20 protein-coding genes are annotated in these 19685 nt (G+C 31.7%); 11 read left to right on the top strand and 9 right to left on the bottom strand.

The window, feature by feature from the left end; genetic code table 11:
• Positions 1–89 precede the first annotated feature (89 nt).
• Positions 90–446: a hypothetical protein gene (locus ELQ16_RS03900; RefSeq protein WP_134238268.1), complete on the top strand. Its 357-nt coding sequence runs from the start codon at positions 90–92 to the stop codon at positions 444–446.
• Positions 447–466: 20 nt separating this feature from the next.
• Here the strand turns inward: ELQ16_RS03900 and ELQ16_RS03895 are convergent, their stop codons facing one another.
• The 3 genes from ELQ16_RS03895 to ELQ16_RS03885 are packed head-to-tail and all read right to left on the bottom strand — an operon-like array spanning position 467 to position 3856.
• Positions 467–1342 (bottom strand): fumarylacetoacetate hydrolase family protein, encoded by an 876-nt coding sequence (locus ELQ16_RS03895; RefSeq protein ID WP_134238267.1) that lies wholly within the window; start codon positions 1340–1342, stop codon positions 467–469.
• Between the two features lie 10 nt (positions 1343–1352).
• On the bottom strand, positions 1353–3227 hold the full coding sequence (locus tag ELQ16_RS03890) for a mechanosensitive ion channel family protein (RefSeq protein WP_134238266.1): 1875 nt from the start codon (positions 3225–3227) through the stop codon (positions 1353–1355).
• Positions 3224–3856, bottom strand: coding sequence for a carbonic anhydrase (locus ELQ16_RS03885; RefSeq protein ID WP_134238265.1), 633 nt, complete (start codon positions 3854–3856; stop codon positions 3224–3226). The genes ELQ16_RS03890 and ELQ16_RS03885 overlap by 4 nt, the downstream gene beginning before the upstream one ends.
• 137 nt (positions 3857–3993) lie before the next feature.
• On the opposite strand from ELQ16_RS03885, the gene ELQ16_RS03880 reads away from it, so the two are divergent.
• The 7 genes from ELQ16_RS03880 to ELQ16_RS03850 all read left to right on the top strand — a co-directional run bounded on the left by ELQ16_RS03880 (position 3994) and on the right by ELQ16_RS03850 (position 9171).
• A complete protein-coding gene (locus tag ELQ16_RS03880; protein WP_134238264.1) occupies positions 3994–4686 on the top strand; it encodes a Bax inhibitor-1/YccA family protein in 693 nt (230 codons plus the stop codon).
• 100 nt (positions 4687–4786) lie between these two features.
• Positions 4787–5149, top strand: coding sequence for a preprotein translocase subunit SecG (gene secG, locus ELQ16_RS03875; RefSeq protein ID WP_134238263.1), 363 nt, complete (start codon positions 4787–4789; stop codon positions 5147–5149).
• Between the two features lie 9 nt (positions 5150–5158).
• Positions 5159–5716 carry a ribosome recycling factor gene (gene frr / locus ELQ16_RS03870; RefSeq protein ID WP_134238262.1) on the top strand — a complete coding sequence of 186 codons (558 nt, stop codon included), beginning with the start codon at positions 5159–5161 and terminating at the stop codon, positions 5714–5716.
• Positions 5717–5718: 2 nt separating this feature from the next.
• Positions 5719–6327 (top strand): orotate phosphoribosyltransferase, encoded by a 609-nt coding sequence (pyrE, locus tag ELQ16_RS03865; RefSeq protein WP_134238261.1) that lies wholly within the window; start codon positions 5719–5721, stop codon positions 6325–6327.
• Positions 6328–6747 (top strand): RDD family protein, encoded by a 420-nt coding sequence (locus ELQ16_RS03860; protein ID WP_134238260.1) that lies wholly within the window; start codon positions 6328–6330, stop codon positions 6745–6747.
• The gene (locus ELQ16_RS03855; RefSeq protein ID WP_134238259.1) at positions 6740–7762 is read left to right on the top strand and encodes a ribonucleotide-diphosphate reductase subunit beta; all 1023 of its coding nucleotides are present in this window, start codon (positions 6740–6742) and stop codon (positions 7760–7762) included. Before ELQ16_RS03860 ends, ELQ16_RS03855 begins: the two co-directional genes overlap by 8 nt.
• Before the next feature lie 38 nt (positions 7763–7800).
• Positions 7801–9171: a nicotinate phosphoribosyltransferase gene (locus ELQ16_RS03850; RefSeq protein WP_134238363.1), complete on the top strand. Its 1371-nt coding sequence runs from the start codon at positions 7801–7803 to the stop codon at positions 9169–9171.
• Positions 9172–9334: 163 nt separating this feature from the next.
• On the opposite strand, the gene ELQ16_RS03845 is transcribed toward ELQ16_RS03850, so the two are convergent.
• A complete protein-coding gene (locus ELQ16_RS03845) occupies positions 9335–9883 on the bottom strand; it encodes a gamma carbonic anhydrase family protein (protein WP_134238258.1) in 549 nt (182 codons plus the stop codon).
• 95 nt (positions 9884–9978) lie between these two features.
• Between ELQ16_RS03845 and ELQ16_RS03840 the strand changes: the two genes are divergently transcribed.
• Entirely contained in the window at positions 9979–10608 is a 630-nt protein-coding gene (locus ELQ16_RS03840) for a protein-L-isoaspartate(D-aspartate) O-methyltransferase (protein ID WP_134238257.1), read from the top strand.
• On the opposite strand, the gene ELQ16_RS03835 is transcribed toward ELQ16_RS03840, so the two are convergent.
• The 4 genes from ELQ16_RS03835 to ELQ16_RS03820 are packed head-to-tail and all read right to left on the bottom strand — an operon-like array spanning position 10605 to position 13830.
• Complete coding sequence (locus tag ELQ16_RS03835; protein ID WP_134238256.1) at positions 10605–11408, bottom strand: adenylosuccinate lyase; 804 nt, start codon at positions 11406–11408, stop codon at positions 10605–10607. The genes ELQ16_RS03840 and ELQ16_RS03835 overlap by 4 nt on opposite strands.
• 3 nt (positions 11409–11411) lie before the next feature.
• On the bottom strand, positions 11412–12131 hold the full coding sequence (locus tag ELQ16_RS03830) for an arginyltransferase (RefSeq protein ID WP_134238362.1): 720 nt from the start codon (positions 12129–12131) through the stop codon (positions 11412–11414).
• A complete protein-coding gene (locus tag ELQ16_RS03825) occupies positions 12131–12391 on the bottom strand; it encodes a hypothetical protein (RefSeq protein ID WP_134238255.1) in 261 nt (86 codons plus the stop codon). The genes ELQ16_RS03830 and ELQ16_RS03825 overlap by 1 nt, the downstream gene beginning before the upstream one ends.
• Positions 12391–13830 carry an acetyl-CoA carboxylase subunit A gene (locus tag ELQ16_RS03820; RefSeq protein WP_134238254.1) on the bottom strand — a complete coding sequence of 480 codons (1440 nt, stop codon included), beginning with the start codon at positions 13828–13830 and terminating at the stop codon, positions 12391–12393. Before ELQ16_RS03820 ends, ELQ16_RS03825 begins: the two co-directional genes overlap by 1 nt.
• 181 nt (positions 13831–14011) lie before the next feature.
• Here ELQ16_RS03820 and ftsW point away from each other — a divergent pair, with 181 nt between their 5' ends.
• Together ftsW and murG are read left to right on the top strand one after the other, a co-directional pair.
• A complete protein-coding gene (ftsW, locus tag ELQ16_RS03815) occupies positions 14012–15175 on the top strand; it encodes a putative lipid II flippase FtsW (RefSeq protein ID WP_134238361.1) in 1164 nt (387 codons plus the stop codon).
• Positions 15172–16179, top strand: coding sequence for an undecaprenyldiphospho-muramoylpentapeptide beta-N-acetylglucosaminyltransferase (gene murG, locus ELQ16_RS03810; protein WP_134238253.1), 1008 nt, complete (start codon positions 15172–15174; stop codon positions 16177–16179). Before ftsW ends, murG begins: the two co-directional genes overlap by 4 nt.
• On the opposite strand, the gene ELQ16_RS03805 is transcribed toward murG, so the two are convergent.
• Positions 16157–19660 carry an acyl-[ACP]--phospholipid O-acyltransferase gene (locus ELQ16_RS03805; RefSeq protein WP_407919960.1) on the bottom strand — a complete coding sequence of 1168 codons (3504 nt, stop codon included), beginning with the start codon at positions 19658–19660 and terminating at the stop codon, positions 16157–16159. The genes murG and ELQ16_RS03805 overlap by 23 nt on opposite strands.
• Positions 19661–19685 lie beyond the last annotated feature (25 nt).

Raw genomic sequence — 19685 nt, 5'->3', positions numbered from 1 at the left:
TGCTTACAAATTTCATTGTAACAAATTTCACATTCACTTCACCTAAAAAATTTATACTTACATCATAAACTTTCTAAAAAGGAGAAAAAATGAAAAAAATAGCAGTTTTCGCTATTGGAGCTATTTTGGCTGGATCAACACTTCTTGCTGATAGTGTTAAACTTCAAGGAACTATTGCAGAAATTTATGACAACAACAAAACTTTGTTAATTGACTCTATTTATGGCGGTCAAATGGCAGTAAAAGTTTTACCAAATACCGAAATTGATATGGATGATTGTGGAATTTTTGGTATGGATAAAAGAGGTATGTTTAAAGACTTAAATGTAGGAGATTTTTTAGAAGTAAAACTTTACTATCCTTCAACAATGAATACTCCAACCAATTCACAAGTAGTGCCTGTAGCAAGAGAAATAGAAATTCAATGTTATAAAAAAGCATATTAAGTATTTTCATCATTTGCCTTCTAGGCAAATGACTTAATTTTATTACAAAGCTGACCAATATTTTCTATCGCACAACACACTTCATCACCTTCTTTTAAAAACATAGGCGGATTAAGCCCCATACCTACACCGCTAGGCGTTCCCATAGAAATAATACTCCCTGCCTTTAAACGCATACCTGCACTTAATTCTTCCAAAACATAAGCGATATCAAAAATAAAAAATTTAGTATTTGAATTTTGTCTTAGTTCGCCATTTACAAAACTTTGCAAATTCAGCTTTGGTGGATAAGAAATCTCATCTTTGCTCACCAAATAAGGACCCATTACCGTACTTCCTTCTAAACTTTTAGCGCGATAAAACTGCCTGTGTCGTTTTTGTAGCTCTCTTGCTGAAATTTCATTAATAATAGTATAACCAAAGATATAATCTTCAGCTTCGCTTGCTTTAATCTTATACGCATCTTTACTTAAAACAAAAGCTAGCTCGCATTCATAATCAAGTTGTGAAGTCACATCTTCATGCAAAGGAATTTCCGCATAAGGAGCACTCGCGCCATTACAACGCTTGCCAAAATACACAGGATATTCTCTTTCTTCAAATTGTTCGCCTTTAAATTTGGCAGACTCTTTTGCGTGATCTAAAAAATTAATACCCAAACAAATAATATCTTGCAAAGGCTGAATGATAGGTGCTAAAAACTGATCTTTTGAAATTTTTATACCCTTTTGTTTTTGTAAATCAAGTAATTTTGGAGCAAATTTTTCATAATTTAAAATCAACTCATTCATATCTTTTGCATCAATACCTAAATCCCTTAAAACCACAACCTCATCATTTGAATTTAACACACCCAAAGTCGCCTTATCTTCTAGAAGAAAATTAACAAATTTCATTTTTCATCCTTTATTTGCTTAAATTAATTTTTGGTAAGTTTTCGATGTAAATACTACGACTTGGAAAAGCAAAACTCAAACCATTTTTTTCAACTATTCTCATAAATTCAAGCATTAAAATTTGTTTTGATTCTCTAAATTCAGCCGCATCTATAGCCTTGGTATAAAAATACAATTCTATATTAATGCTATTATCCCCAAAATCACTCAAAGCCACATAACAAGCATTTTTATAGCCTTCTAAATCATTAATTGAAACTAAATTTTGGCGATATTTTGCCCTATGATCACCATATTTTAAAGCACTATCATCTGCATGTGCAACTAAATCACTAGTATTTAAAAGCTCTTTTAAATCTTTAATGCAAGATTCAAGCTGTTCAGGAGTAGCGCCATAAGTTACCCCTATATACATTTTCACATGACGCCCTATGCGTCTTTTGCTCCAATTTTTAATATTGGCTCCCATAATGGTTGAATTTGGTAAAAACACTAAGGAATTATCAAAAGTTCTTATGGTCGTTTTTCTAAGTCCAGTTTCTACTATAGTTCCTTCAACGCCTGAAATTTCAACCCAATCGCCTTGATTAAAACTATTATCAAATAGCAAAAGAACCGAAGCAAAGAAATTTGCAATAATATCTTTTGCCGCCAAAGCCACTGCCAAACCACCAATACCTAAAGAGGCCACAAGAGCAGAAACATTAAATCCAAGCTGTGCTAAAACAAAAAGCAAAGCCACAACAATAATGAGAAAATATAAAATCTTAATGATTAAATTCACCACTTCTTTTTTGCCACTTTTTTGGGCGAGTTTTGAAACCAAAATCACACCGTAACTATCAAGCGCAGTCAAGATCAGCCAAGCAATTAAAATTGCATAAGCAATATAAAATAAATTAGTAATTTTAATCGAAACAGGCGTAGGATAATAAATTATAGTAAAACAAATACTTACAGCATAAACAAGCAACAAAATTCCGACAGGCTTTTGTATATGTTCTATAAATATTGCCTTAATATCTTTTAAATTTTCTTTACTCTTATAAAATAATTTTACAAGCACAAAATACACAATATGAGAGAAAAATTTTCGCAAAGAAAAGAATATCAAAAGCACGAGTGCAGAAATAACAATTTTTCCTAAATTTATACTTTCAAAATTTGCAATTTGATTGATTTTATCTATCCAATTTTGCAAACCTAATTTACTAAATAAATAATTACTCTCCAACAAGCTTGCATTAGTTCTTAAATAAGACAAAATTTCTTGATAAGCAAGTGAACGATCTTTAAGCTTTTCTTCCTTTTCTTCCAAAGTTTTTAAAATACTCTCATCAGTAATTTTACTTTTCATTTCATCAAAATTATAAACCATAACTTTTTGAAGACGACCAATACTTTGATCTATGCTTTTTTCTATACTTGAACTTTGAGCTGCATCCTTGAAAAGCTGCTCCAATCCTATAAAGGAAGAATAAAAACTTTCGACCAAATTTAAATAAATCAAATCTAAACTAGAATCCACATAAACACTAGGATTGTTTTTGTTTTTTTTAATCTTATTTTCTATACTTTTTTTAATTTTTAAAAAATTATTTACTGCATTTTCATCTGTTTTTTGTGTGACAATAACAGAAGGAATTTCAACTAAAATATTTTGTTTTTGTTTCTCTAAAACTTTAATTTCGCCCGAAAAAAGACTAACATTGGCATCTTCTTGCTCTTGATAATCTTTAATCTGCTCGTTAATTAAAACATATTTTTCCACCAAAGAATAACTTGTCTTTTCATTTGCATTGCTTTTATTAGCATCAAAAAATTTAAGTTCTTGCGAAAAAAGCACACAAACAAATACAACTAAAATTAAAAAAATCTTTTTCATTCTTTTCCTTTATTTTCGATTAAAACAAAAATTTTTGCCTTAAAATCGTATTCATAAATTTCGCCTGTCTCTATGATATAATACCAAGCATGAAGCTCTATCTTGCCCTCATCTAAAGCTTTTTGCACTCCTGGATAAGTGAATAAATTTTGTAAAGAATTCACTATATTTAACTTTTCAGTGAGCCAAGAACGCATTGCTAGATCATTACTTGCAAATCTTAACACATCTTCTTTTATAGGCTCTAGCATCATAAGCCATTTTTTTACATTTGGAGCATCTTTTAAAGCTTCTTGATTATAAAGTGCAGCACAACCGCCGCAATTACTATGCCCACAAACAATAATGTTTTTAATATGCAAAGAGCTTAACGCGTATTCTATAGCTGAAGTTGTGGCCAAATAATCATTGCCCACGCGATAAGGCGGGACTATATTTGCGATATTTCTAACAACAAAAAGCTCGCCAGGACCTGTATTTGTAATTAAATTTGGTATAACCCTAGAATCAGCACAACCTATAAATAAAGTATGAGGATTTTGTTTATTTTTCAAACTCATAAAAAGTTCTTGGTGCTCTTTGAAATCTTCTTGCATAAATTTAATAGCACCTTTAATTAAATTATCCATTCCATAGCCTTGAATAAAGTTTAAACTTGTAATTATATCAAGCATTTAGTTATTTTTTGATTTAATGGGATTTTTAATTTTTTGTTTAACTTTTTTGTGTAAATTTACAAAATTAAATTTTAGGAGGATATTCTATTATGAGTCTTTATGACAGAGATTATTCAAAATCAAGAGAATTTGATAGCATTCGCTCTAGCGAATTAAGTGTTTTCATTAAGCAAACTTACCAGCTTTTTGCTGCCTCACTTCTAGCCGCAACTGTAGGTGCTTATGTAGGAATTTATGCTTTGGCAGAATTCTTTTTTAGATCTCAAGCGACTTTTTGGATACTTTTTATAGTTGAAATTGGTTTGTTATTTGCATTAATGTATAAAAAAAGAGAAGCTCCGCTTAATCTGATTTTGCTTTTTGCTTTTACTTTTTGTTCTGGCTTAACGCTAACTCCATTACTTATCTCAGTCCTTGCTTTACCAGCAGGCGGAGTAATCGTTGCTCAAGCCTTTGCTTTAACAACAGTGGCTTTTGCAGGACTTAGTATTTTTGCTATGAATACTAAAAAAGATTTTACAATGATGGGAAAAGCTTTATTTATCGTACTTTTAATCGTAGTTGCAGCTTCGATTCTTAACATATTTATGCAAAGCGGTCTATTAAATTTAGCCATTTCAGCAGTTGCTGCGATTTTATTTTCATTTTATATTCTTTATGATACACAAAATATCATTCGCGGAAATTACGAAACCCCAATTGAAGGAGCTGTAGCTCTTTATCTTGATTTTGTAAATCTTTTTATATCTTTACTTAATATTTTAAGAAGTGTTAATCGATAATTTTTGCGGGAATTTACCCGCAAAAATTTTAAATTTCAAATTCTTTTCAATCTTTTTAAGTTACAATTTTATCTTTGATAAATTCTTTTAAGGAAAATTTATGATTACTCTATTACTTATTGTTCAATTTACCCTTGTTGTTGTTATCTGTATAGCAGTTTTACTACAAAAAAGTTCAAGCATAGGACTTGGAGCATATAGTGGAAGTAATGAAAGTTTATTTGGCGCCAAAGGACCTGCGGGATTTTTAGCTAAATTTACCTTTATAATGGGCGTGGCTCTAATAGCAAATACCATAGCTTTAGGATATTTATACAATCAAAATTCCAAGTCTTCACTTGCAGAACAAATTCAGATTCCTTCAAACGAAAACAACTCCACTAATGTTCCATCGGCTCCAGCAATTCCTATGGCACCAAGCATACCTATGCAAAATACCGATCAAAACAATACTACAAATTAAAGGAAAAATATGCTAAGCGAAATTTTAAACAAACAAAAAACCCAAAATGAAAAAAGTCTAGAAGCTTTAAAAAAAGACTTTACCACACTACGCACCGGCAAAGTTAATATCCATATACTTGATCATATCAGCGTTGATTATTATGGCACTCAAACTCCTCTAAATCAAGTTGCAACGGTACTTGCAAGCGATGCTTCAACCATTAGCATTACTCCTTGGGAAAAACCTATGTTAAAAACAATAGAAAGCGCTATCGCAGCAGCAAATATAGGTGTAAATCCAAATAATGATGGCGAAAGCGTGAAATTATTTTTCCCACCAATGACTAGAGAGCAAAGAGAAGAAAATGTCAAACAAGCCAAAGCCATGGGAGAAAAAGCAAAAGTTTCTATAAGAAACATTCGTAAAGATGCAAACGATGCAGTAAAAAAGCTCGAAAAAGACAAAGCTATTTCTGAAGATGAAGCCAAAAAAGCTTATGATGATGTGCAAAAACTTACCGATACTTATACTGCAAAAATTGACGAGAGTGTAAAAAATAAAGAAGTAGAGCTTCTAAAGGTTTGATAATGAATTTAGAACAAATTTATAAAGAATGTGGTGCATATTTACAAGGGCATTTTCTTTTAAGCTCGGGAAAGCATTCTGAGTTTTACTTGCAAAGTGCTAAAGTATTAGAAAATCCGCAACTTGCTGGCAAACTTTGTGATGAATTAGCAAAAATTATTTTTAGTTATGATGTTGAATTTGATAGTGTTTGCTCTCCCGCACTGGGTGGAATTTTAGCAGGTTATGAACTAGCAAGAGCTTGCAATAAACGCTTTATTTTTACCGAAAGAGTAGAAAAGCAAATGACTTTAAGACGTGGCTTTGAAGTTAAAAAAGGCGAAAAATTCATTATCTGTGAAGATATTATCACAACAGGTGGAAGTGCTTTGGAAAGTGCTGAAATCATAGAGAGTTTAGGGGGAGTTGTAGTAGGATTTGCAGCTTTAGCAAATCGTGGTTTTTGTGCAGTAAAAAATCTCAACACAACAAAAAAAGACAATGCAAAATTGCCTGATAATTTACCACTTTTTGTTTTAGGAAATTTTGAATTTGATATCTATGAGGCAGAGCAATGTCCGCTTTGCAAGCAAGGTAGCACAGCTATAAAACCAGGAAGTCGTGGAAATTAAATGTCAAGCAAAGCAAGACTTGCTACTAAATGGATGAGATTTAGAGCATTTTTAATAGATATTTTTATGATCTATGTTCCCTTGCTTTATTTGTGTTATTTCTCTTTAGGTAAAGAAGTTTTTTTAAAAAATGAATGGTTTATTTTTGCTTGTTGGATCAGCTTTGGACTTATACAAACTTTATTTTTTGTAAAAAATGCTCAAAGTCCAGGTTGCAAAGCTTATGATATGTATCTTATTAGTAGCATTAATCATAAAAAAGTAAGTTTTATACAAGCATTATTAAGATTTTTGGTATTTATTTTTACTTATTCAATTATTATAGGTTTAATATTTCCATTCCTACGCAAAGACGGCTTGGGAATTCATGATTTATTAAGCAAATCTTATCTTGTAGTAAAGGCAAAAGACAATGGATAGAAAAAGAATTTATAACCCAAACTCAAATGAAACTTTAACAGAACGCAAGGTTTTCAGTGGAAATCCGCACGGAATTTTAAATTTTACAAAAGCAAAATACACTTGGGCTTTAAAACTTTGGGATATTATGGAAGCAAACACTTGGTTTCCAAAAGAAGTAGATACTACTAAAGACGCACTAGATTATCGTTGTAATCTTACAAGTGCTGAAAAAAGAATGTATGATCTTGTATGGTCACAACTCATTTCTATGGATAGTTTTCAAACCAATAATTTAGCCGATAACATCAATCCTTACATCACTGCGCCTGAAATCAATGCGGTTTTAGCACGCCAAGCTTATGAAGAAGCAAATCACTCAAAGTCTTATGCAGTAATGGTTGAAGCGATTTGTGATAATACAGATTTAATCTATGAAATGGAAAAATACGACGAAACTTTGCGTGAAAAAAATGATTTTATTTCAAGCATTTATGAGGAATTAGCCGGCGATGTGGATGATAATAAACTTCTTTTGGCTATGGTAGCAAATCAAATTTTAGAGGGTGTTTATTTTTACAGTGGATTTACCGCAATTTATGCGCTTGCAAGAGCAGGTAAAATGCTAGGTTCTGCACAAATGATTCGTTTTATCCAAAGAGATGAAATCACCCATCTTTTGCTTTTTCAAAATATGATTAATTCTGTTCGCAAAGAAAGACCCGATTTATTTAATGATAAAAATATAAATAAAATTTATGATATGTTTAAAAAAGCGGGCGATTTAGAAATTAAATGGGGCAAATACATCACTCAAAATCAAATCATGGGCTTTACAGATGATATTATAGAAGAATATATCCATTATCTTGTAGATCAAAGACTTATTGCTATCAACCTTGACAAAATTTACAACGCAAAACATCCTATCAAATGGGTAGATGATTTTTCCAAATTTAACGACCAAAAAAGCAATTTCTTTGAAAGTAAGGTTACTAATTATTCTAAAGGTAGCATAAGTTTTGATGATTTTTAAAATCTTGGGAAATTAAATTTATGGCACAAAATTCTCTCATGCAAGCAAAGCCAAATCTTGCTTTGCTTTGCGATTTCTACGAATTAACCATGATGCAAGGCTATTATCTTAATGGGCTTGAAAATAAAATTTGTTATTTTGATATATTTTTTAGAAAAATTCCAGATCACGGCTCTTTTGCTATATTTGCTGGACTTGATGATATACTTGATTTTATCTCAAATTTACATTTTAGCAAAGAAGATATAAACTATTTGCGTTCGCAAAATATCTTTAAAGAAAGTTTTTTAGAATATTTAGAAAATTTCAAATTTAGCGGCGAAATTTATGCCATGCAAGAAGGCGAAATCATTTTTCCTAATGAACCTTTGATGATTATTAAAACCAATGCTATCGAAGCGCAACTTCTTGAAACTTTTTTTCTTCTTAGTATCAATCATCAAAGTTTAATTGCCACAAAAGCAAACCGCATTGTAAGATCAGCTAAAAATCTACCTGTGCTTGAATTTGGGGCACGCAGGGCACATGGAAGCGAAGCAGCACTCAAAGGTGCAAGAGCGGCGATAATAGGAGGTTGCGTGGCAAGTTCTTGCACGCTTGCAGGAAAAAATTATAATATCACAACAAGCGGAACAATGGCGCATTCTTGGATACAAATGTTTAGCGATGAATTTGAAGCCTTTTGTCGTTATTTAGAACTTTACCCTAAAAACCCCATTCTGCTTATTGATACCTATCATTACAAGCAAGGCTTAAATAATGCTATAAAAGCATTTAAAAAATTTAAAGTTAGGCAGTGTGGAGTGCGCATTGACTCTGGAAATTTAGAAGTGCTTAGTAAAGAAATTCGAGTTATTTTAGATCAAAATGATTTAAAAGAATGCAAAATCATTGCTTCAAATTCCTTAGATGAAAAAAGTATAGAAAAACTTCTTGCAGACAATGCGCCTATTAATGCTTTTGGAGTTGGTGAAAGACTCATTACTGCTTCAAGTGATCCTACTTTTGGCTGTGTTTATAAACTCGTAGCTATAGAAGAAAACGAAACCATAACGCCCAAAATTAAGATCAGTGAGGATAAACAAAAAACAACCATACCGCATTTTAAAAAACTTTTTAGAATTTATGATAAAAAAAGCCAAAAAATACTTTTCGATGAGCTTTATATTTATGATGAAAATTTAGCCAAACTTGATGAAAATTTAGAAAGAAAAGAACTCTTAAAATGCATTTTTAAAGAAGGTAAAATTCTTAACAAACAAAGCAATATTAAAAAAATTGCCTCATACACAAAAGATCAAATTTCAAAGCTGGATGAGAAATTCTTGGATTTTAGCAACAAAGAAAAATATAAAATCAAACTTTCAAAAAATTTAAAAAATTTGCAAAAAAAATTGATAAAAAATTAGTCCAATATTTTTATTTCATATTTTTCCAAAGCTGCGTGGATTAAATGATCTGCCAGAAACAGTAAATGACCCTGAGATTTATAATTCATTTTCAAGGTTTTCGATAAATCTTATTTTTCGAAAATGAAAATCTATAAACACAAAAAAAGGATAAGTCCAAAACTTATCCTTGCTCCTTTAAAAACTCATTTTTAAATTCAACATAATTTAAAGCCGACTGTTTTAAAAACTCCACTTCTTCATCGCTTAATTCGCGCACAACTTTGGCAGGATTTCCTAAAATAAGTGATTTTGGCGGAAATTTCTTACCCTTAGTCACCACGCTACCCGCTCCTACTATACTATCATCGCCAATCACCGCTGCGTCCATTACAACCGCATTCATACCCACAAGAACACGAGAGCCTATCGTGCAAGCATGAATCACGCAATTATGGCCTATAGTCACATCATCACCTATACTAGTAGGAAAACCCGCATCTTTCAAACTTCCATCCATATTAAATTCCCTATGCCACACATGGATGGTTGTTAAATCTTGTATATTTGTCCTTTTGCCAATTTTGATAAAATTCACATCGCCTCTTAAAACACAGTTAAACCAAACACTGCTCTCATCGCCAATTTCAACTTCACCAATAACCTTAGCCCCATCTGCAACAAAAACATTTTTTCCTAATTCTGGGGTTTTTCCCTTAAATTTCATCAACATTTCTCATCCTTTTTATTTTGAGTATAGCAAAAATAATGCGATTTTCAAATTTTATTAGCTAAAATTATTTTTAAAATTTTACTAGGATAAACAAAATGAACACTTTTGAACAAAAACGCGTTCAAACCATGACTGAAGAAATTGCTAAAAATGTATTTATCAACGAAGAACTTTTTAAAGCTTTTTGTGCAGTACCACGCGAAATTTTTTCCCCACTTAAAGCCCATGCTTACCGCCTTGATGCTTTACCACTTGCTTCTAATCAATGGATAAGCTCTCCTTTAACTGTAGCAAAAATGACAATGGCGCTTGAATTTAAAGGTGCTGATAGTGTATTAGAAATTGGCTGTGGGAGTGGCTATCAAGCTGCAATTTTAAGCAAAGTTATAAGACGAGTTTTTACTATAGAACGCATCGAAAAACTTGCAAAAAGTGCAGCAGATACCTTTAGAACTCTTGGATTTTCAAACATTAATGTGCGTTTTGACGATGGGCAAAATGGCTGGAAAAATTATGCACCTTATGATAGAATTTTATTTTCTGCTTATGCTACTTATATTCCTGAAATTTTATTTGAGCAATTAAGTGATGATGGTATTTTGGTTGCACCCTTATTAGAAAATGGGCGTCAATATATCACAAAATTCACGAAAAAAGATGGAAAAACTCACAAGCAAACTCTTGAAGAATGCCTGTTTGTACCAATATTAGATGGTAAAAATTAGGTATTGTTTTTATAAAGGGCCTTAAGATTATCATAAGCGATTTGAATTTTTTCAAATCTCTCTCTTGCATAAGCTTTTTCTATAGAACTCTTTCCGTGATAAAAATCAGGATGATAAAGTTTAACCAAAATAAGATATTTTTGACGAATTTCATCTAAATTATTTTGCGGGGTGCATTCTAAAGTGGTGAAATAATTATTAAAAAGCTTAGCTAGAGCATTAAATTTCCACTTTACTTCTTCTTTTTTGTGAATTTGTTTTTTGAAATTTTTATATTTTTCTTCATCAATATTAAAATTCACGCAGTATTTTAAATGCTCACTTTCATTGGCAAAAATTTCAAAAAGCGAAAAAGTGCTTTCATCTTTATAATCAATAGTTAAAATTTTTAAATTTTCATCATACTCACAATGATGATTTTTAAAATATTGTTTAATATAAGCCACAAACAATCTCTCATTGGTATCAAATTTAAAAATCAAACCCCCATCAAAATCGACTTTAATAAAAATAACAGGCTTTAAGGTATTTTCTTGTTGGAAATTGAGCCTAAAAGTTTTTTGGTGCGCAAAATTAATATTTTCTATATCTTCTCCAGAAATTTTTTTATATTGAGTATTAAGCAATTTTAAAAAATATCTGCGTTGAGGAATTTCACTCTCCTCGAAAAAAGAAAAAATCTTATTTTTTTTGCCTATAACCTTAGAAAAATTCTTTTTTATCAAAGCCTTAAAATAATCAAAAATTGCCACATCATCAGTATTAACATGAATGCTTTGTAAAGTTTGAATTACTTGCATTGCTTATTTCTCCCATAAAAAAGCATTTTCATTTAAAGTGCTTGTTTCTCTTAAAATTTCATTAGGTGTATAATCGGCTTTATACATTAAAGATTGACAATTTTTTACATAATATCCTAAATAAATATATTTAAGATTTAAATTTTGTGCAATTTTAATCTCGCTAAGTAAAGAAAATTTACCCAAAGACAAATGAGAAAAATCAGGATCATAAAAACAATAAATACTCGAAATTCCATCTTTTAAAATATCAATAAAATCAACACAAACCAATTTTCCATCTACATAAAAATCAAGCTCACCGCCAAATTCATAAGCACCATCTACATAAAGATTATAATACTGTCTATAGCTTAATTCACTAGCCTTCCATTCGCGTTTTTGCTGCATAAATTTATGATATTTATCATATAAAAATAAATGCTCATTTGAAATATATGGGGATTTTAATATAATTTTTGTATTGGCGTTTTTATTTAAAATTCGGCGATATTGCTTACTAAAATGAAAATTTAAAGCATCAATTCTAAGACTTAAACACTCTTTACAACCATCACAAATTGGTCTTAAAAAATACTTTCCAAAACGCCTCCAGCCTCTAAAAATCAGTTCTTGATTTAGTAAGGCTGAGCAATTTTGGATATATTTGTACTCCATTTTGCATTTTTTATCTTTTAGATATGAACATTCATCTTCTAGGGTGCAAAAAGGAATTTCTTCTATCATTTCATTCTTTTGATATCAGAATTCTTGATAAAATTTTCAAATTCATCAATAAGCTTTTCCTCTTTCAAAAAAATTTCTTCAAATTCTTTTTTATCTTTATCAACTTGCGAAATTTGAGCTTTAATTTCACCAAGTTGTGTCAAGTCATTTTTCAAACTCACTCCACTTTTGCTAGACTTATTTTTTGGTTTTTCAGACTGTTTTTGCTCTTTTTCTAGGCTTTTTTTGATATCTTTTAAACTGTCTAAAAAATCCATTATTTTCTACTTTCTCTAATTTTTTTAAGCGTCGCCGCAATCGCAGCAATAACTTCTTCTTTATTTTCTTGATGACGATCTTCAGTGTTTTCTAGCAATTCTTGCATATGCGTTTCGATAAAAGAAGTGTCAAAATAACCACGACGAAATTCACGCGTTTTAGTAATGGCAATTAAAAACGGAATAGTTGTTCTTATATCATCAATGACAAATTCTTTCAAAGCGCGTTCTAGTTTATTTACCGCCAAATCATAACTTGTAGCTTTGATAATAAGTTTTGCAAGCATAGAATCATAAAAAGGAGGCACGGTATAATCTTTATAAATATGACTATCGACCCTTACAGAAGGACCTAGAGCTGGATAATACTCTCCGATTTTACCCGGACTTGGAATGAAATTTTTCCATACATTTTCAGCTGTAATTCTTGCCTCAATTGCAAAACCTCTAGGTTTAATATCGCTTTGCTCTAAATCTAAAATTTCCCCACCTGCAATACGAATTTGACGCACGATTAAATCAACACCCGTGATCTCTTCTGTCACTGGGTGCTCGACTTGAATTCTTGTATTCATCTCCATAAAATAAAAACGGTTATAATCATCAAGCAAAAACTCTATAGTTCCAGCATTAGTGTATCCTACTGCCTTTGCAGCAGCAACTGCGGTTACACCCATAGTTTTTCGTAAATTATCAGAAATCCCAGGACAAGGAGCGATTTCAATGACTTTTTGATGGCGGCGTTGGATAGAACAATCCCTTTCGCAAAGATGGATAATATTACCATAATTATCGCCCAAGATTTGAAACTCGATATGGCGAGGATTTACCACATATTTTTCCATAAAAACTTCATCATTATTAAAATAAGTCAAAGCCTCTCTTTTACAAGCTTCAAAAGATTTTTCTATCTCACTTTCATCATGAACAACACGAATTCCACGACCCCCGCCACCACCGCTGGCTTTTAAAATAATAGGATAGCCTATTTTTTCTGCAAAAGTTTTAATTTCATCCATAGAATAATCATTCAACTTTTCAGTACCTGGAACAATTGGAATTCCATTTTTTGCCATTAAATTTCTTGCAATATTTTTATTTCCCATTTTATGTATAACTTCAGACCTTGGACCTATGAAAATAATCCCTGCATCTTCACAAGCTTTGGCAAATTCATAATTTTCACTTAAAAATCCATAACCTGGATGTATAGCATCAGCCCCACAAGCCTTAGCAATTTCTATTATCCTTGCAACATCTAAATACCCTCTTATGGCATCTGTACCTATACGATAAGCCTCATCAGCAATTTTTACATGTAAGCATTCACGATCAGGTTCAGTAAAAACCGCTACACTCTTAATATGCAAGTCCCTACAAGCACGAATTACTCTAACGGCTATTTCAGCACGATTGGCAATTAAAATTTTGTGTATCATGATAAAACCTTTTAAAGCATTAAAAATTTAAATTATAAACAAAATACTTTAAAAGCTAATTTAAAATATTAAAAGCCAAAAATTTATTCAAAATTTTATTTTCATTTTTACACTTTTATTTTGCACTTATTTTAAGAGATTTTTTTATAAAATAATCGTTTATTTTATAAAAATGAGGGACATTTTGGCTGATAAAAAATTGTTTTATATCGCTTCAACATTAATTGCTATAGGTATTGTTTTTTCCTATTCTCTTACGGCTTTTACTGTACTTTATTTTGAATACGGCGAATTTCATTTTTTTATAAGGCAACTTTTTTTTGGAGTGAGTGGAATTTTAATTATGTTTTTCATTTCAAAATTAAATCCTAATAATCCCAATTCTTATAAACCCATCACTTTTTTACTGATATTTTCGGTAATTTGTATCATTATCTTGCCTTTTTTACCTTCTTCTCTTGCTACAGCAAGTGGTGGTGCAAAACGCTGGATAAGACTTGGGCCTATTTCAATTTCTCCGGTTGAATTTTTTAAAATTGGACTCATTTATTTTTTAGCTTGGAGTTACACAAGACGCATTGATGATAGTAAAAAAGCCATTAAGCACGAAATTTTGATTTTATTGCCTTATTGTATCGTTGCGACTTTATTGATAGGCTATATTTACATGACTCAAAATGACTTAGGACAGAGCGTAATTTCATTTTTCATCATTTTAGCTTTGGCTTTTTTTGCAGGAGCGAGTAAAAGATTATTTGCCTTTGGGCTTGTCATTATTGCAATGATTGGAATTTTAGTTATTTTTAGCAACCAAAGAAGAATTCAACGCATCACAAGTTGGTGGGGAAATATACAAGATGCTTTCTTGCCACTTTTTCCTGACTGGATAGCCAATGCATTAAGAGTGAGTGCAAATTCTGAACCCTATCAAATTTCGCACTCCTTAAATGCTATAGCACATGGGGGAATTTTTGGCGAAGGTTTGGGACTTGGAATTTTTAAATTAGGTTTTTTAAGTGAAGTGCATACAGACTTCGTTCTTTCAGGCATTACTGAAGAGATAGGCTTAGTAGGACTAAGCTTTGTTTGCTTTTTGTATTTATGGATGATTTTAAGAATTTTTAAAATAGCTGGGCGTTGCGAAAGTAAAATTCACTTCATCTTTTGCTCCGGAATTGCACTTTTGCTTTTATTCTCATTTTTTATGAATGCTTTTGGCATCATTTCTCTGACTCCGCTTAAAGGTGTTGCGGTACCACTTTTAAGTTATGGAGGAAGTTCAATGTGGGCCATTTGTATAGGACTTGGATATGTATTAATGATTTCAAAAAAGGTTAAATTATGAAAATAGCAATCACAGGCGGTGGAACAGGCGGACATTTAAGCATAGCTAAATGCATACTAGAAAGTGCAAAAAAAAGAAATTTAGAATGCATTTACATAGGCAGTCAAAATGGACAAGATAAGGCTTGGTTTGAAAATGAAGATAAATTTGAGGCAAAATATTTTTTATCCAGTAGCGGTGTTGTGAATAAAAAAGGATTTGGAAAATTAAAATCTTTTATCCATATCCTAAAACTAAGTTTTGAATGCAAGAAAATTCTTAGACAACACAATATCCAAGCGGTTTTTAGCGTAGGCGGATACAGTAGCGCTCCTGCAGCTTTTGGTGCGATTTTTTCTCGCACTCCACTTTTTATCCACGAGCAAAATTCAAAAAAAGGCAGTTTAAATTCTTTACTCAAGCCTTTTAGCAAAAAATTTTTCAGTGCTTTTGAAAATACATTTTGTCCTTATCCTGTGGATGAAAAATTTTTTAACAGTGCTAGAAAACGAAGTGAGCTTAAAAGCATTATATTTTTAGGTGGCTCACAGGGTGCAAATTTTATCAATCAACTTGCATTAAAACTCGCCTGTGAACTTAACGCAAAAGGCATTAGCATCATTCATCAATGTGGTAAAAATGATTATGAGCTTTGCAAAAAAGAGTATGAAAAATTAAACATACAAGTAGATCTTTTTGCCTTTGATAATCACTTGGAATTAAAAATGCAAAAGGCAGATTTAGCTATCTCAAGAGCTGGTGCTAGCACGCTTTTTGAACTTTGCGCTAACACCTTACCTGCACTTTTTATCCCTTTTGCTTACGCGGCAAAAAATCATCAATACTTCAATGCGAAATTTTTACAAGATAAAGCTTTGTGTCAAATTTTCACCCAAGAACAAGCCAAAAATGAAAATGCTGTTTTAAAAGCAATTTTGGCAATGAATTTAGAAGATATTTCTTCAAGATTAAAAGATATTGTGCAAAAAAATGGAGCAGATTTTATGCTCCAAGAAGTTCTCTAGCTAATTCTTTTGCACCTTTTAAATCCACTTTCCCAGAACCAAGAAGTGGAATTTTTTCAACACTTAAATAATGACTCGGTTTAAAAATTGCTGGCATAGCAGAAGTTTTTATCTGTGCGCAAAGCTCTTCATGCTCATTTTCATTGCATTCAAGCAATAAAACTATCATCTCGCCTTTCTTTTCTTCTTCTAAAGCTACAGCACAGAATTTTATATCCTTTCCAGAAAGGTTTTTGGCAATTTCTTCTTCCAAAGCCCCTAAAGAAATCATTTCTCCACCGATTTTAGCAAAACGAGAATATCGATCAACAATATATAAAAATCCATCATCATCTAAATGCCCTTTATCGCCGGTTTTATACCAACGAATATCATCAATATCAACAATAACCTCATCGGTTTTCTCTTTATCATTAAGATAACCCACCATAACTTGATGTCCGCCAACCAAAATCAAACCGTCTTCGTTGTTTTTTAAAGTTTCTAAAGTATTAGGATCAACAATCCTTACAGCCGTTCCAGGCAAAGGCATTCCCACACTTCCTTCTTTAGTACCTCTATGACAAACCCAATAATCCACATCAAATTTATTTGGTAAATTCACACTGGCCACTGGAGTCGTTTCAGTCGCCCCATAACCCTCATAAATTCTTTTATGAAATTTCATCTCAAAAGCTGTTCTTACCTCACTCTTAAGTTTTTCAGCGCCACTAACAACAACACGCAAGCTTTCAAACATCAAAGCATCAAGTTTTTTATTTCTTGCATAAATTCCAAGAAAAGTAGAAGTTCCACACATAATCGTAATATTATTTTTAGCTACAGCCTTTGCAACGCCCAAAGCATCGGTTGGATCTGCAAAAGTCACGCTAATAATAGAATCTAGAAGCGGTAAAAAAGTTGTTACGCTTAAACCAAAAGCATGGAATGGCGGTAAAGATGAAAGCATAACATCGTCATCTTTTGTACAAAGCACATCAGAAATTTGAGAGATATTACTTAAAATATTTCTATGATTTAACATCACACCTTTTGGCTGTCCCTCACTTCCGCTGCTAAAGAGTATAGCTGCAACTGCGAGATTATTATTTTGTGGAGAAAAAATACTTTTTAATGCAAAAGATGGCAAAAAACTCGCCATAGCCAAAAAGCTTAAAATTTTTAATTTTTTAGCTTTAAATTCCGCAACAATATCTTCCATATAAACCCAATTTATATCCGTGCCAAATTCAAAGTAAACGCCTTTATTGTTAAGTTTTTCAAGGAATTTTCTTGAAGTATAAATTTGCTTAATGCCTGCATTTTCAATTGCCGCGTTTAAGGCCTTATTTCCTGCTGTGAAATTTAAATTTACAACGATTTTTTGCGCAATGAGTGTGGCAAGATTACACATTGAGCTCGCCATTGAAGCAGGCAATAAAATCCCTACACACTCTTGTGGTGGAGCATAAGCTCCTTGTTTGGGTTTAATATCAAATTTTTGTGTATTTTTCTTAATTTCTAAAGAAAGCATTAAAGTAAGTGCCAAAAGCCTTCTATAAGTCATACTGCCTGTGATAGTATCAATGATAGCAATGCGAGAAAGATTTCTCTTCGCATTATCAATCCAAACCCTAGCAATGGTTTGCATCGCAAGACATTGAGATTCCCACGCTTTAAAAGAAAGCTCAAAAACCTTGCTTTTAACCTCTTCTTTAGTTGAATGAATACTCATAATTTTTCCAAACACAATAGCAATATTTCTCTTACTTAAACTTCTATGTCTTGCAGAAAATTCCTCATCACTTCTTGAAAAACTACTACCCCAAAGACCGCGGATATAAAAAGGCAAAATCACGCTTTCACTTTCTTCTAGCATCTTACCAATATGCTCAAAACCTGCTTTAAATTCATTTAAATGTCCGTGTCTTGAAAGCACACCTTCTGGGAAAAGACAAACCACTTCACCCTTTTTAAGATAACTAGACACAAGCTCAAAAGCACCTTTACTTGCCCCACTTGACACGGGAATAACCCCAAAACGATCTAAAAAAATGCGTATATACCATTTTGAATAAATGCTACGCTCCATTACAAAATGCACTTTTCTAGGCATAGCCATTTGTACTATAGCCCAATCTATAAATGAAACATGATTTCCAAGCAATAAAACTCCACCTTTTTCAGGCACATTTTTAAACCCTTCTACCAATAAATCATATCTTTGAAAAAATGCAAAACTTACCAATAAGCGCACCAAAGAAAAAGGCAATTTAAATACCACATAACAAGCACCAAAAAAACTTACCAACATAATAAAATAAAATAAATTTTCAACCCTTAATTCAAAATACGCACATAAAGTTGCAAAAATTAAAAACACCAACATGCTGACATTTTGTATGAAATTATTGCCTGCTAGAATTTTTCCTAAGTCATTTTCTTTGGCATAAAATTGCATTAAAGAATTTAAAGGAATGATAAAAAATGCTCCACACAAACCAAAGAAAAAGAAAATGATAGAATGAATATACAAGCTTTCAAAATGAGGAGTTAAAAAAGTTGCAAGAAAGACACCTAAAGCTCCAAATGGAATAAGACCTAGTTCGATATAATTTTTAGAAAAACGCCCAGCAATTAAAGAGCCAAAAATAACGCCAATTCCAGAACAAGCCATTGTAATTTGCACAAAAAAAGTATTCTCTTCTAGCAAAATACTTTTTGTAAAATTAGGAAAAGCTACTAAATAAAGCTGGGAAATAGACCAAAAAAGTGCGATACCTACTACACAAAGCCAAATAATTTTATCCTTAGTAATAAGTTTGATATTTTCCTTTAAATACTGCCCTTTTAAATATCTGTCTTTATCAAATTTAATATCTAAAGTTTCTTTTAATTTAGGCAAACGATACGCCATAAAAAGCTCAAAACCAGCAAATAAAATCAACAAAAATCCCAAAGGGGCAATTTGTCTCAACACAGCATTTTGATCACTTAAATTTGGATCATAAAGTAACTCAAAACTAAAAGAAAATACGCTCATACCGGCTAAAATAGCCACTATACTAACAGCTGAAATTGCACCATTTCCTAAAGCAAGCAAATCTTTTCCAACTAATTCTTTAATATAACCATATTTAGCAGGAGAGTAAATTGCAGACTGCACTCCCATAATAAAAGTCATAACAAAAGCGAGCCAAAAAGCCCCAAGAAAATAACAAATACAAATAATACAAGTTAAAGCAACTGAAAACCAAGCTGAAATTTTCATCACAGAATTTTTTGGAAATTTATCAGCCAAAAAGCCAGAAGGGGAAAGCACCATAATGAAAGGAAGTATCATTAGAGCATTAACGATTGAAATTAAAAATAATTGTTCAGGACCTGTGTAAATTTTATATATAGTATTTTGGATAATGATTTTATGCCCCAAATCTACAAAGGCATTAATAAAACCAACAATTAAAAAAGGAATAACTCCATAAATTTTTAACAAAGACATAACTATAATCTCCATTTTTTAATAA

The organism is Campylobacter sp. US33a (assembly GCF_004378855.1).
Taxonomy (GTDB): domain Bacteria; phylum Campylobacterota; class Campylobacteria; order Campylobacterales; family Campylobacteraceae; genus Campylobacter_D.
The sequence above is the reverse complement of the archived record's forward strand: the minus strand, read 5'-3'. Positions and strand labels throughout refer to the sequence as shown.